At 65.4% G+C, this 12,537-nt stretch carries 14 protein-coding genes; 5 read left to right on the top strand and 9 right to left on the bottom strand.

From position 1 onward, the window contains the following. The first annotated feature begins 119 nt into the window (after nucleotides 1-119). The 4 genes from AVME950_RS07870 to coaD all read left to right on the top strand — a co-directional run bounded on the left by AVME950_RS07870 (nucleotide 120) and on the right by coaD (nucleotide 4,269). On the top strand, nucleotides 120-1,574 hold the full coding sequence (locus AVME950_RS07870) for a M16 family metallopeptidase (RefSeq protein ID WP_284429353.1): 1,455 nt from the start codon (nucleotides 120-122) through the stop codon (nucleotides 1,572-1,574). Nucleotides 1,575-1,597: 23 nt separating this feature from the next. After that, entirely contained in the window at nucleotides 1,598-2,950 is a 1,353-nt protein-coding gene (locus AVME950_RS07865; protein ID WP_487115770.1) for a M16 family metallopeptidase, read from the top strand. Further along, the gene (rsmD, locus tag AVME950_RS07860) at nucleotides 2,947-3,591 is read left to right on the top strand and encodes a 16S rRNA (guanine(966)-N(2))-methyltransferase RsmD (RefSeq protein ID WP_284429352.1); all 645 of its coding nucleotides are present in this window, start codon (nucleotides 2,947-2,949) and stop codon (nucleotides 3,589-3,591) included. The genes AVME950_RS07865 and rsmD overlap by 4 nt, the downstream gene beginning before the upstream one ends. A gap of 180 nt (nucleotides 3,592-3,771) precedes the next feature. After that, nucleotides 3,772-4,269, top strand: a complete 498-nt coding sequence (coaD, locus tag AVME950_RS07855; RefSeq protein WP_284429351.1) for a pantetheine-phosphate adenylyltransferase — start codon at nucleotides 3,772-3,774, stop codon at nucleotides 4,267-4,269. A gap of 22 nt (nucleotides 4,270-4,291) precedes the next feature. Here coaD and AVME950_RS07850 read toward each other — a convergent pair whose 3' ends face one another. The 6 genes from AVME950_RS07850 to AVME950_RS07825 all read right to left on the bottom strand — a co-directional run bounded on the left by AVME950_RS07850 (nucleotide 4,292) and on the right by AVME950_RS07825 (nucleotide 8,806). Continuing rightward, a complete protein-coding gene (locus tag AVME950_RS07850) occupies nucleotides 4,292-5,416 on the bottom strand; it encodes a zinc-binding metallopeptidase family protein (protein ID WP_284429350.1) in 1,125 nt (374 codons plus the stop codon). A gap of 142 nt (nucleotides 5,417-5,558) precedes the next feature. Then, nucleotides 5,559-5,873, bottom strand: a complete 315-nt coding sequence (locus AVME950_RS07845; protein WP_092741513.1) for a BON domain-containing protein — start codon at nucleotides 5,871-5,873, stop codon at nucleotides 5,559-5,561. Nucleotides 5,874-5,986: 113 nt separating this feature from the next. Then, the gene (locus AVME950_RS07840; protein WP_284429349.1) at nucleotides 5,987-6,559 is read right to left on the bottom strand and encodes a ferritin-like domain-containing protein; all 573 of its coding nucleotides are present in this window, start codon (nucleotides 6,557-6,559) and stop codon (nucleotides 5,987-5,989) included. Between the two features lie 50 nt (nucleotides 6,560-6,609). Beyond that, nucleotides 6,610-7,008, bottom strand: a complete 399-nt coding sequence (locus AVME950_RS07835) for a hypothetical protein (protein WP_272565011.1) — start codon at nucleotides 7,006-7,008, stop codon at nucleotides 6,610-6,612. 60 nt (nucleotides 7,009-7,068) lie between these two features. Beyond that, a complete protein-coding gene (locus AVME950_RS07830; RefSeq protein ID WP_011796896.1) occupies nucleotides 7,069-7,233 on the bottom strand; it encodes a DUF1328 domain-containing protein in 165 nt (54 codons plus the stop codon). Between the two features lie 229 nt (nucleotides 7,234-7,462). Then, complete coding sequence (locus AVME950_RS07825; protein WP_284429348.1) at nucleotides 7,463-8,806, bottom strand: sensor histidine kinase; 1,344 nt, start codon at nucleotides 8,804-8,806, stop codon at nucleotides 7,463-7,465. A 140-nt stretch (nucleotides 8,807-8,946) separates the two neighbouring features. On the opposite strand from AVME950_RS07825, the gene AVME950_RS07820 reads away from it, so the two are divergent. Then, a complete protein-coding gene (locus tag AVME950_RS07820) occupies nucleotides 8,947-9,579 on the top strand; it encodes a response regulator (RefSeq protein WP_092741509.1) in 633 nt (210 codons plus the stop codon). Between the two features lie 128 nt (nucleotides 9,580-9,707). Here AVME950_RS07820 and AVME950_RS07815 read toward each other — a convergent pair whose 3' ends face one another. The 3 genes from AVME950_RS07815 to AVME950_RS07805 form a co-directional block, all read right to left on the bottom strand. Beyond that, nucleotides 9,708-10,112 (bottom strand): response regulator, encoded by a 405-nt coding sequence (locus AVME950_RS07815; protein ID WP_272565009.1) that lies wholly within the window; start codon nucleotides 10,110-10,112, stop codon nucleotides 9,708-9,710. Nucleotides 10,113-10,228: 116 nt separating this feature from the next. After that, on the bottom strand, nucleotides 10,229-10,984 hold the full coding sequence (locus AVME950_RS07810) for a HesA/MoeB/ThiF family protein (RefSeq protein ID WP_284429347.1): 756 nt from the start codon (nucleotides 10,982-10,984) through the stop codon (nucleotides 10,229-10,231). Nucleotides 10,985-11,071: 87 nt separating this feature from the next. After that, nucleotides 11,072-12,508, bottom strand: coding sequence for a S41 family peptidase (locus AVME950_RS07805; RefSeq protein WP_284427224.1), 1,437 nt, complete (start codon nucleotides 12,506-12,508; stop codon nucleotides 11,072-11,074). Between the last annotated feature and the right edge of the window lie 29 nt (nucleotides 12,509-12,537).

Genomic DNA, 12,537 nt, shown 5'->3' with positions numbered 1-12,537 from the left:
AGGCACGGAAACCGCTGGCGCAGCCTCCGCGGGATGGGGGGCTTGCGGCTCGGTGGGGGCGGCGGGCTTTTTCTTGAAAAAACTGAACATTGGAGGGTTCTTAGAATCGCATCCATTCTATGAAACGCGCTATCACCCTTCTGGGCCTGCTGGCCTGCGTGCATGCCGGGGCCCAAACCCCGCCATCCGCTCCCACCCCCCTTCCTCCCTCGGCCCAGGACACGCAGGCGCAGCGCCCGCCGTCCACGGGGGTTCGGCAATTCACCTTGAAGAACGGCATGCAGCTGCTCGTGCAGCCCGATCGCCGGGCGCCCACGGCGGTGCACATGGTCTGGTTGCGGGTCGGCGCGATGGACGAGGTGGACGGCACCTCCGGCGTGGCCCACGCGCTGGAGCACATGATGTTCAAGGGCTCCAAGACCGTGCCGCCGGGCGAGTTCTCGCGCCGCGTGGCTGCGCTGGGCGGGCAGGAAAACGCCTTCACCAGCCGCGACTACACCGGCTATTACCAGCAGATCCCCGCGAACCGGCTGGAAGATGTGATGAAGCTCGAAGCCGACCGCTTCGCCAACAACCAGTGGCCCGACGCCGAGTTCAAGCGCGAGATCGAGGTGGTCAAGGAAGAGCGCCGCATGCGCACCGAAGACCAGCCCCGGGCCGCGCTCATCGAGCAGCTCTACGCCGCCACGTTCATCGCCTCGCCCTACCGCCGGCCCGTCGTCGGCTGGATGAGCGATCTCGATGCCATGACCGCCGACGACGTGCGCGCCTTCCACCGCCAGTGGTACGTGCCGGCCAACGCGGTCGTCGTGGTGGCCGGCGACGTGGACCCCGACAAGGTCCGCGTGCTGGCTGAAAAGTACTACGGCCGCATTCCCGTGCGCGCCGTGCCGGCCCGCAAGCCGCGCGCGGAGCCCGTGCAGCAGGGCATCCGCCGCATCGCCTACAAGGCGCCGGCCGAGCAGGCCTATGTGGCCCTGGCGTTCCGCGCGCCGAGCATCACGCGCCTGGAGAACATGGCCGATAGCGACCGCGATGCGCTGTCGCTGCTGGTGCTGTCGGCCGTGCTCAGCGGCTACGACGGCGCGCGCCTGGAGCGCGCCTTGAGCCAGGGCCCCGACCGTGTGGCCGACAGTTCGGACAGCTCCGCCTCCGTCGTGGGCCGCGGCCCCAGCGTGTTCCTGCTGACCGGCGTGCCGGCCCCCGGCAAGACCCCGCAGCAGGTCGAGGACGCCCTGCGCGCCGAGGTCGCCCGCATCGCCCGCGAAGGCGTGAGCGAGGCCGAACTGGCCCGCGTGAAGGCGCAGTGGGCGGCCTCCACCATCTACCAGCGCGATTCGCTGCAAAGCCAGGCCAGCGACCTGGGCAGCAACTGGGTGCAGGGCCTGCCGCCCGACGCCGACGCGCGCCTGATCGCCCTGCTGCGCGCGGTGACGCCCGCCCAGGTGCAATCGGTGGCGGCCCGCTACTTCGGCGACGACCAGCTCACCGTGGGCACGCTGCTGCCGCAACCCATGGCCCCTGGCGCCAAGCGCGCCGCCCCCGCAGCTGGCGCCGACGGGCGGATGCATTGATGAGAACGCGCAGGACACCCCCCATGAAAACCTTCCAACGCATGGCCGCACGCGCGTGTCTCGCCTTTGCCGGGGCCTTGTGCCTGGCCCACCCCGCCTGGGCGCTGCTGCCCATCCAGCACTGGACGGAGCCGAGCGGCGCCCGCGTCTGGCTGGTGGAGAGCCCGGCCATTCCGATGGTCGACGTGCAGGTGGACTTCGATGCCGGCGCGCGCCGTGACCCGGCCGCGCAGGCCGGTCTGGCGAGTGCCGTGGCGGCCATGTCTTCCAAGGGCGTGCGCGCCCAGGGCGATGAACCCGCCATGGACGAAAACGCGCTCGGCGAAGCCTGGGCCGATCTGGGCGCGAGCTTCGAGGCTGCGGCCGACCGCGACGGCCTGAGCTTTTCGCTGCGCTCGCTCACCGAGCCCGACCTGCTGGACCGCGCGGCGCGGCTCGCAGCCCGGCAACTGGCCCAGCCGAGCTTTCCGCAGGACATCTGGCAGCGCGAGCGTTCACGCTGGGCCGCCGCTTTGAAAGAGGCGGAAACACGCCCCGGCACGGCCGCGGCCAAGGCCTTCGGCAGCGCGGTGTACGGCAGCCACCCCTACGGCCAGCGCACGACGCCCGACACCCTGGGCCGCATCGAGATCGCGGACATGCAGGCCTACCATGGGCGCTACGTCGAAACCTGCCGGGCCCGCGTGAGCATCGTCGGGGCCGTCACGCGCCCACAGGCGCAGGCGCTGGTGGCCACGCTGCTGTCGCAGATGCCCGCGCGCGATCCCGCCACCTGCCAGCCGCTGCCGCCCGTGCCCGAAGTGCAGGCGCTGGCCGCACCGGTGCAGCAGGACATTCCCTTCGCCTCGGCGCAGGCCCATGTGCTGATCGGCCAGCCGGGCTTCGCGCGGCGCGACCCGGACTTTTTGGCCCTGCTCGTGGGCAACCACATCCTGGGCGGCGGCGGCTTCACCTCGCTGCTCACCAGCGAGGTGCGCGAAAAGCGCGGCCTGAGCTACAGCGTGTACAGCCAGTTCTCGCCGGGCCTGAACACCGGCGTCTTCCTGGTCGGGCTGCAGACCCGTCCCGACCAGGCCGCCGAGGCCGTGAAGGTGTCGCGCGACGTGCTCGCGCGCTTCGTGGCGCAGGGCCCGACCGAGGCCCAGCTCAAGGCCGCCAAGGACAACCTGATCGGCGGCTTCGCGCTGCGCATCGACAGCAACCGCAAGCTGCTGGCCAATGTCGTCAACATCGCGTGGAACGACCTGCCGCTGGATTACCTGGAGCACTGGACCGACCGCGTGCAGGCCCTGACGGCCGCCGATGTGCGCGCCGCCATGGCGCGCAAGCTGCAGCCCGACCGCATGGTCACCGTGGTGGTCGGGGGCCAGCCTTGAACCGGCCCGCACGCCGCGCCGCGCCGGCAGCTTCGGCCAGGTCGGGGGCCGCTGCGAAGAAGCCCGCGGCCAAGGGGCCCGCGGTGAAAGGCGCGGGCGAGGTCCGGATCATCGGCGGGCAGTGGAAGCGCACGCGCCTGCCCGTGGCGCAACGCCCCGGCCTGCGCCCCACGCCCGACCGGGTGCGCGAGACGCTCTTCAACTGGCTGGGTCAGGACCTGACCGGCTGGCGCTGCCTCGACGCCTTCGCGGGCACGGGCGCCCTGGGGTTCGAGGCCGCCTCGCGCGGCGCCACGGCCGTGCAGCTGGTCGAGAACGATCCGGCGCTGGTCGAGCAACTGCACACGCTGCAGCAGCGCCTGCAGGCCATGGCGGTGCGGGTTCAGCGGGGCGACGGCGTGGCTGCGCTGCGGCACTGCGCGCCAGGCAGCCTGCATTTGGTGTTTCTGGACCCGCCGTTCGATGGTGCTCTGTTCGAGCCTGCGCTCGCCGCGGCGGCCCAGGCGGTTGCGGCCCAGGGGTTCATCTATCTGGAAGCGCCGCAGGCCTGGGACGAGGCCGTGCTGGCAGAGCTGGGGCTGGCGGTGCACCGCCATCTGAAAGCCGGCGCCGTGCACGCCCATCTGCTCCAAAAACAGTGATGCTATTGAATTTGTAGCGTAATGCCCTAGTGAAATATGTGCTGGAGGCATTTTTTGCTTTGAATGCCCTCGGCCATCACTGCCGCAGAGGCGGCCTTTCCGCCCGCTGCATAATCCGCCCCTGCGCCCGCCCAACCGCGTGTGCCCCCTTCCGCCAGACCGAAAAGGAGCGACCACGCCATGGCCCAGAACGTCCTCGCCATCTATCCCGGCACCTTCGATCCCATCACGCTGGGCCATGAAGACGTGGTGCGCCGCGCCACGCAGCTCTTCGGCCGGGTCATCGTGGCCGTGGCGGCAGGGCACCACAAGAAGACGCTGTTCAGCCTGGAAGAGCGCATCGAGATGGTCCGCGAAGCGGTGCGCGGCTATCCGCAGGTACAGGTCGAGACCTTCTCCGGCCTGCTGCGCGACTTCGTGGTCGAGCGCGGCGGCAAGGCCATGGTGCGCGGCCTGCGCGCCGTGACCGATTTCGACTACGAGTTCCAGCTGGCCGGCATGAACCGCAGCCTCATGCCCGAGGTGGAAACCGTTTTTCTCACGCCCAGCGACAAGTTCCAGTTCATCAGCAGCACCTTCGTGCGCGAGATCGCCCTCTTGGGTGGCGAGGTGGACAAGTTCGTTTCCCCGGAAGTGTCCGAACGCCTGGCCGTCAAAGTGCGCGCCCAGTCCGCCTGAGGCGAGTTCGCGGCCGGCGCCGTCATGCTTGCCGTGCTTTCAGCGGTTCGGGCCGTGCACGGTTGCGGGCGGACTGCACCAGTTCATGCACGAAGCGCAGCTTGGCGAGCGCCCCGGATGACAGGGCGAACGGATAGGCATCCTGCTGGCCCAGGCTGCGGTTCAGGCTGTTGAGCAGCAGCGTGAGCGGTACCCACTCGCTGACCATCGCATCGAAATCCGGGGATTGCGGGGCGAACGGGTCGTTCATCGTGAAGCGGCGCGGCGCGCCTGCCTTGGGCTTCGGGATCTGAAGCCCGGTGCGGTAGCTCGACGCCGTTTCCAGCAGATCCACCATGTGCAGGTAGTGCGCCCAGGTCTCGGCCCAGTCTTCCCAGGGGTGGGCCGTGGCGTACGCGCTCACATGGTGGTCGCCCCAGTCCCGCAGGTGCGGACTGCTGGCGTAGTAGGTCTGCAGCGCCGCGCCGTAGTCCTGCCGCTCGTCGCCGAACACGGCACGGAAGTGGTCCAGCTTGCCCTGGTCGCGCAGGAGCCGGTCCCAGTAGAAATGCCCGGATTCGTGCCGCAGGTGGCCGATCAGCGTGCGGTAGGGCTCGTGCAGCGCCAGCCGGCGGCGCGCACGTTCGTCATCGTCGGCTTCGGCGATGTTGAGGGTGATGGTGCCGCTCGAATGCCCGGTGATCACGGGGTACCCCGGCTGGTCGGCCAGAAATTCGAACGCCGGGCTTTCGCCGGGGGGCGCCGGCTCCAGGCCCAGCTTGGCCAGCGTGTAGTAAAGCTGCCGCTTGGCGTGTTCGATCTGTTTCCAGCGCCGCAGGTTGGCGGGCTCCGACAGGTCGGGGAGGATGCGCGTCTGCCGGCACGAGACGCACAGGGCCTGGGGGTCGTCGCCCTGCAGCGCGAAGTTGCAGGCGCGGTGCGCGGTGCGGTGGTGGCACAGCCGGTACAGCGGCTGGGCACTGCCCCTGCCGGAGTCCGCGACCCGCTCCCACAGGTCCGAGTCGTCACGCAGGCCCGATACGGCTGGCACCAGCGCCGCCATCGTCAATTGGTCTGGCAGGAAGGCGAGCTTGGCGCCGCAATGCAGGCATTGGACGCTGTCGAAGAAAACGAGGTGACCGCATTGGTCGCAATTGAATACCTGCATGGTGCGAGCTTAGAGCCTGTGACGAATCTTGCATTGCACTTGCGGCAAGCCTGTGGCAACCCAAGGGGTTGGCGAAACAAAAACAGGCTCCGAAGAGCCTGTGTTTGCAAGGTCTCCGCAGGCCGCAGGGGCCTGCGTGGCCTCAAGGACGCACGACGATGCTGTTGCGCACGTCACGCACGTGCTTGGTGTTGCGTGCGATGGATTCGGCCGTGTTCTTTTCGGTCTGCGACTTGGCGAAGCCCGACAGCTGCACGGTGCCGTTCAGCGTTTCCACGCTGATGGACGTGGCGGACACGGACTTGTCTTCAGCCATCTTGGCCTTCACAGCGGTCGTGATGCCGGCGTCGTCCACGTAGGAGCCGACGGTCTGCTGGTCGCGCGCCACCGAGCAACCGGCGGAGATGATGGTTGCGCCAGCGAGGGCTGCAAAAGCGAGGGCACGTGCGTATTTCATGATTATTTCCTTGGTTTGGTTTGTTAACACGGGTGCTTTGGGATTCTGCAGCCCACCGACCTGTTGCACCCCCCGCGGTCGATGAACTGTTTCTTGGTTGGCGGCGTCGCCTTTCAGCGTTGCAGCCAGTCCTTGAGTTCGTCGGCATGCTCTTCTTCGTCGGCCAGGATGCCTTCCAGCATCCGGCGCGTCGTCGGGTCCTTGTCGCCGATCAAGGTGATCATCTGGCGGTAGGCCTCTACCGCGATGCGCTCGGCCACCAGGTTGGCTCGCACCATGGCCTTGAGGTCGGACGATTCGTCGTAGTCGGCGTGGCTGCGCTCTTCCAGCGAACTGGGGGAAAAGTCGGGCTCGCCGCCGAGTTGAACAATGCGCTGCGCGATCTTGTCCGCATGGGCGGATTCCTCGTTCGCATGCACCAGGAATTCGGCCGCGATGGCGGGCGACTCCAGGCCGTCCGCCGTGAAATGGTGTCGCTTGTAGCGCAGCACGCACACCAGTTCGGTGGCGAGCGCGTCGTTCAGCAGCTTCACGATGGCATCGCGGTGCGGACCGTAGGCGGGCGTGACAGCGCCTTCATCCAGATCCTGCGTTGCTGCGTAATGCAGCGCCTTTTCGTCCAGCACGAGGGCCTCGGACGGGGCCGCCGGATGGCTGGCTGTGTTGATGGTGGTGACAGGGGACATGGGGACGCTCGCTCTTTGTTATTGCCGTGTTTTAAGCAGTTGCCAGTGAATCAATATTCGTGGCGGCGGGGGCGGCGGCTCATCAGGCACAGCGTGGCCACTGCGGCGCCCGCGGCGGCAGCCAGCAACATCGATTTGCCAGGCTGCTCGACCACGTAGCGCGTCGTGACGTCGGCCGCCTGGTTGAGCTGGCGGCGGGCGCGTTCCGTGGTGTCTGCGCAGTAGGAGATGCCACGCGATGCCAGGTCTTGTGCACGGGCTGCGAGATCGTCGATCAGCGGGTTCACCTCACCATGCAGTTCGTCCACTTTGCGTGCGGCCTTGTCCAGGGTGTTGTTGGCAGCGTCGCGGGTGGATTGCACGGCGTCCTTGGCGGAGTCGAGCACGCTGTCTGCGGCGTTGTGTGCGGAATCCACGGCTTTTTTCGCGGCGTTCTGGGTGTCGATCATGGTTGGGTTCCTTGGGGTTTTGGAGTGGTGAGCGCTTCGGTACGCGGTGCGTTCAGTGCGTTAACCGCGCTTGAGCAGGCTCAGCACGAAGGTGACCACGGCCATGATCACGAACACGAAGAACAGGATCTTCGCAATGCCAACGGCGCCGGCAGCGATACCGCCAAAGCCAAAAAGTGCGGCGATCAAAGCGATCACCAGGAAAACCACTGCGTAATGCAACATATCCATCTCCTCTTGCACCAGAAGTTCCGGCGGGTTGGTGGGGGGCGCATTGGTCAGCGCCTGGAATTGAATGTAGTTTTCGCAGTGCAGGGTGGCTGCCGGTCCCTGGCGCGCACCCATGTAGGACGCCGCCCATGAGGGAAGGCTGCTAAAAAATCAAGAGTGGCTGGGGCGGCAGGTCCCGCCGAAACAGGGTGTGCGGGGCGCTGCGCCGGGCCCCACCGCGCTGTCAGTGCACGTGCGGCAGCACGGCGGATACGAGGGTGCCTTCGCCAGGTTCGGAGGTGACGGTCAAGCGACCGCCAGCCGCTTCGACCCGGTGGCGCATGCCCATCAAGCCATGGGCGGAAGGGTTGGCCTTGCCTGTGTCGAAACCGCTGCCGTTGTCGCGGATCTGTACCGCTACATGCGTGGGGTAGTTGTGCACGGCGACCAGCACCTTGCTGGCGTTGGCGTACTTGCCGATGTTCGTCAGCGATTCCTGGACCATGCGGTAGATGGTCAGTTGAACGGATTCGGGCAGTTCCACCGCTTCCAGATTCAGGTCCACCTCCACATTGCTGCGTTCTGCGAACTCGCGGCCCAGGATTTCAAGCGATGCCGTCAGCCCCAGGTTGAACAGCGACGAAGGCCGCAGGTCTTCGATGATGCGGCGCTTGAGCGCAATGCCGCTGTTGAGTGTGTCGGTCAGGTGCTTGAGGCGTTCGGCGATTTCAGGCGCCTGGGAATCCACCCTAGATTTGAGGCGCGCCACGTCGAGCTTGGCCGCGGTGAGCAGGGCGCCCAGTTCGTCATGCAGTTCGCGCGCCAGATGGCCGCGTTCGTCCTCGCGCACCTGCTGCAAGTGGTTCGCCAGCTCAGTGAGGGACGCGGTGCGCTCACGTACCAGCTGTTCGAGCCGGTCACGCTCGCGCTCCAAGGTTTCCTGCTCGCGCTGGTTGAACGACTGCAGTGCGCTCGCCTGCCGCAGGTACATGTAGAAAGCCAGCAGCCCGATGGCCGCCATGGTCGCGATGCCGATGCGCGACAGCATGAGGGAATGAAGGATCTCTTGCGTGCTGTGGTTGGTGCGTTCGGTGCTGCGTTCGGTCAGCCGGCCCGACAGCGAACGGATGGCATCCATGTTCTCCTTGCCCACGTCGGTGGAGAGCACGAACTTCCATGCGTCGTCGTTGTCCTGGCGCCGCAGCCGCAGGCTCAGATCGAGCTCGGACATCTTGCGGGATATCTGCCGCGAAAGCTGCGTGAAGTCTTCCTGGTCTTCGACCGAAGAGGCGGCGAAGATGGCGCGCAACTCGTCCAGATTGCTGTTGATGGTGGACGCGGCCTTCTCGTAGGGCTCGAGATAACGCTCATCACCGGTCAGCAGATAGCCCCGAAGACCAGTCTCCGCATCGAGCATGTTCTGCATCATGCGATCGAGCGCGGCGCGGGTGGTATAGGTGCGAGAGAGGGCGCTGACCGCATCGTGCGAGCGGTCATAACCGGCCTCGTTGATGCCAACCAGCGCCGATGCAGCCAGCAGTGCCAGGGGCAAGCTGACTGCCATCTTGCGAAAATTGGACCAACGCATAGGTTTCTCCGAAAGACAGGCGGGTGATTTCTGGATAATGTCACCAGCCAGCGGTGTTCCGCTGCAGGCACGCCCGCAACGGGTGAATTGGCTACCAGAACGATAACGGGCAGCTTGGCTGCCCCTTGAAAGAACGCTCAATGATCAAGATCGGCATTGTGGATGACCATGCGATTGTCCGCTCGGGATTGCGACAATTTTTGTCAGAACATGTAGACCTTCGGGTGGTGGGTGAGGCGTCCAACGGGCGCGAGGCGATCGATCTGGTTCGTGCACAGGAGATCGACGTGCTGCTCATGGACTTGTCGATGCCCGGCCAAAGCGGCCTCGATGCGCTGGCCATGCTGCGTGCGAAGGCGCCCGACATGGGCATCCTGATCCTCAGCGGCTATCCGGAGGAGCACTACGCCATCAACCTGATTCGCCAGGGTGCCAGCGGCTACCTCAACAAGGAATGCGACCCCAAGGAGATCGTCGAAGCCATTCGCACGATCTCGCTGGGCCGCCGCTACCTGACCCCTGCCGTGGCCGATCTGCTGGCCCAGCAGCTCAACCGCAAGGACGATGCGCCGCCGCACGAACAACTGTCGGAGCGCGAGTTCCAGGTGTTCCTCAAGCTGGCCAAGGGCGAAACCGCGGGCGACATCGCCAAGTCTTTGTCGCTCAGCGTGAAGACCGTGAGCACCTACCGCACGCGCCTGATGGAAAAGATGGCGCTGTCGTCCAACAGCGACCTGACCTACTACGCACTGAAGAACAAGCTGATCGATTGAACCAGCACCCAAGCAAAACGGCCACCGGGCAATCGGTGGCCGTTTTCAAATGGAATGGGTGGAAAAAGAGCCTGAGCCTGGTCCGATGACCGCGCCCTCGCGGCTTGGCATTGAATCCGGCTTCAGCGTCAGCCGGTGGCGGATTTTGGGTTGGCCTGGCGGGCCGTGCTGTGCTCTACACAGTATTCGACCAGTGCGTCGATCTCGTTGGATTTGTCGAACACTGCATCCACGCCCAATTGGGCGCAGCGCATGCGAACGTCCGGCGTCGCATAGTTGCTGAGCACCACCATCTTCTGGCCTGCGGTGCGATTGCGGCACGCTGCCAAGACCCCCAGACCGCTTCCCTGTCTCAGAAAAAGATCGACGATGGCCAGGTCCCACTGGCCTGCATTGTTGGCCAGCCACTCTTTGCCTTCGTCTTCGGTCTCCGCAATGCCTACGGCTTCCACCTCCGCCAGTTCCTCGAGCGTGCCGATCAGGTTTTCTCGGATGGTGGCGTTGTCTTCAACAATGTAGGTGCGCAGTTTCACTGTGGGGTCCAGTCCGGATCACGGAGGCAGAATGAGAATGTGATCACAGCTTCACTTTATGGGGAACCAATGTGTCATTCTGCCAGTAGCAACATGCTGAGCCGGTAGGATTCTTCCTACGGTGTGGCGTGACCACATACGCTGCAATGACCATGGCGCGGAATTTTCATCACAGTCCATTCCATGGAACGCCCGTCGAGCATCGAGAGCCGTCCCGCCAGCGATTCACCAAACCCCGCGATGAGCTTGAGAGCTTCCGCCGCCTGCATGGCGCCGATGATTCCGACCATTGGCGCGAACACGCCCAGGGTGGCGCACTGGGTTTCTTCGAATGCGGTGTCCGGCGGGAAGATGCAGGCGTAGCACGGCGATAGTGGATCGCGCGGGTCGATGACGGTGATCTGCCCGTCGAATCGGATGGCGGCGCCCGTGACCAGCGGCTTGCGGTGGGTCACGCAAGCGGCGTTCACGGCATGGCGCGTTGCATAGTTGTCGCTGCAGTCAAGCACCACGGTGGCCTGGCCCACCCAGTCATCGAGCCATTCCTTGTCGGCCCGGGCCTGGATGGCGTCCAACCGCACGCCCGGATTCAAAGCCTGCAGCGCTTGAGCGGCGGAGTGCACCTTGGGCTCTCCGACACGCTCCGTGGTATGGGCGATCTGGCGCTGCAGGTTGGTCAGATCCACCACATCGTCGTCCACCAGGGAGATGCGTCCCACGCCGGCAGAGGCCAGGAACAGGGCGGCGGGTGAGCCCAGCCCACCCGCTCCGATCACGAGCGCGTGGGCGGCCAGGATGCGCTCCTGGCCCTCGATCCCGATCTCGTCGAGCATGATGTGGCGCGAATAGCGCAGTAGCTGATCGTCTGTCATGGAGGCTGGAAACGGGTGCGATAGCGAGGCCATGAAAAAGGCCGGGCGCCTGAAAGGCGCCCGGCCGTCGGTGAATCCAGAAGGGATTTAGTTTTCCTTCTTCTCTTCCTTGCGTTCAGTCTGCGTCTTGCTGACGAGCACGGTCTGGCCCTTCAACTGGTTGAGGGCCTGCGCCAGCTGAAAGTCCTTGTCCGAACCGAACTCCGGCATCTTGCGGTCGGCGATGGGCTTCTTGGCTTCTTCTTCAAGCCGCTTGCGCGCTTCCTCGCGGGCCTTCTCGCGTGCTTCGTCCTTCTTCTCTTCGCCCTGGCCGCTGGTCAGGTGCTTTTCGAGATCGGCCTCACGCATGCGCAGCGATGCATACACATCGCCTTCGGCGCTTTCATCCACCATCACGTCGGGCACGATGCCCTTGGCCTGGATGGACTTGCCGCTGGGGGTGTAGTAGCGCGCGGTGGTCAGCTTGATGCCGGTGTCCGGACCCAGGGGGCGCACCGTCTGCACCGACCCCTTGCCGAACGTCTGGCTGCCCATGATGGTGGCGCGCTTGTGGTCCTGCAAGGCGCCGGCCACGATTTCACTGGCAGAGGCCGAGCCTTCATTGACCAACACCACCAGGGGCACGCTCTTGAGGGCGGCGGGCAATCGCTTGAGCGGATCGCCATTGCCGCGGCGCTGGTAGAACTCCGGTGCCGCCTTGAACGTGGCCTTGCTTTCCGCCAGTTGTCCGTCGGTGGTCACCACGGTGACGTTCTCGGGCAGGAAGGCGGCAGAGATGGCCACGGCTGCGTCCAGCAGGCCGCCCGGGTCGTTGCGCAGGTCGAGCACCAGGCCCTTGAGGTTCGGCTCCTGGCGATAGACCTCTTCGATCTTGCGAACGAAGTCGTCCACCGTGCGTTCCTGGAACTGCGACAGGCGGATCCAGCCATAACCGGGCTCGATCACCTTGCCCTTCACGGACTGCGTCTTGATCTCTTCGCGCGTGATCGTCACCGGGAACGTGCGGCTCTCGTCCTTGCGGAAGATCGTCAGCGTGACCTGGGTGCTCGGCTCGCCGCGCATTCTCTTGACCGCGTCGTTGAGGGCCAGGCCCTTGACGGCGGTGTCGTCGATCTTGGTGATCAGGTCGTTCGTCTTGAGGCCGGCACGGAAGGCCGGCGAGCCTTCGATGGGCGAGACGACCTTGATGAGCCCGTCTTCCTGCGTGATCTCGATCCCGACGCCCACGAAGCGGCCGGAAGTGCCTTCGCGGAATTCCTTGAAGGACTTCTTGTCGAAATACTGGGAGTGCGGATCGAGGCTGGACACCATGCCCGAGATCGCGTCGGTGATGAGCTTCTTGTCATCGACCGGCTCGACGTAATCGGTCTTCACCAGACCGAACACGGCGGACAGCTGCTGGATTTCCTCGAGCGGCAGCGGCGTCATCGCGCCGCGCGCCACCGTCTGCAGGGAGACGGTGGTCAGTGCCCCGGCAACGACGCCGATCGACACCCAACCTGCGATTTTCAGTTTGTGGCCCATTAAAAACACCTTTGCCGCTTCAATATACA

Source organism: Acidovorax sp. SUPP950 (assembly GCF_030158935.1).
Taxonomy (GTDB): domain Bacteria; phylum Pseudomonadota; class Gammaproteobacteria; order Burkholderiales; family Burkholderiaceae_C; genus Paracidovorax.
This window is presented reverse-complemented; position numbering and strand designations above follow the sequence as displayed.

Excerpts from the sequence above, each read along its gene's own strand:
- AVME950_RS07870 (WP_284429353.1), top strand. The coding sequence starts at position 120 with ATGAAACGCGCTATCACCCTTCTGGGCCTGCTGGCCTGCGTGCATGCC.
- AVME950_RS07865 (WP_487115770.1), top strand. The coding sequence starts at position 1,598 with ATGAAAACCTTCCAACGCATGGCCGCACGCGCGTGTCTCGCCTTTGCC.
- coaD (WP_284429351.1), top strand. The coding sequence starts at position 3,772 with ATGGCCCAGAACGTCCTCGCCATCTATCCCGGCACCTTCGATCCCATC.
- AVME950_RS07850 (WP_284429350.1), bottom strand. The coding sequence starts at position 5,416 with ATGCAGGTATTCAATTGCGACCAATGCGGTCACCTCGTTTTCTTCGAC.
- AVME950_RS07845 (WP_092741513.1), bottom strand. The coding sequence starts at position 5,873 with ATGAAATACGCACGTGCCCTCGCTTTTGCAGCCCTCGCTGGCGCAACC.
- AVME950_RS07840 (WP_284429349.1), bottom strand. The coding sequence starts at position 6,559 with ATGTCCCCTGTCACCACCATCAACACAGCCAGCCATCCGGCGGCCCCG.
- AVME950_RS07835 (WP_272565011.1), bottom strand. The coding sequence starts at position 7,008 with ATGATCGACACCCAGAACGCCGCGAAAAAAGCCGTGGATTCCGCACAC.
- AVME950_RS07830 (WP_011796896.1), bottom strand. The coding sequence starts at position 7,233 with ATGTTGCATTACGCAGTGGTTTTCCTGGTGATCGCTTTGATCGCCGCA.
- AVME950_RS07825 (WP_284429348.1), bottom strand. The coding sequence starts at position 8,806 with ATGCGTTGGTCCAATTTTCGCAAGATGGCAGTCAGCTTGCCCCTGGCA.
- AVME950_RS07820 (WP_092741509.1), top strand. The coding sequence starts at position 8,947 with ATGATCAAGATCGGCATTGTGGATGACCATGCGATTGTCCGCTCGGGA.
- AVME950_RS07810 (WP_284429347.1), bottom strand. The coding sequence starts at position 10,984 with ATGACAGACGATCAGCTACTGCGCTATTCGCGCCACATCATGCTCGAC.
- AVME950_RS07805 (WP_284427224.1), bottom strand. The coding sequence starts at position 12,508 with ATGGGCCACAAACTGAAAATCGCAGGTTGGGTGTCGATCGGCGTCGTT.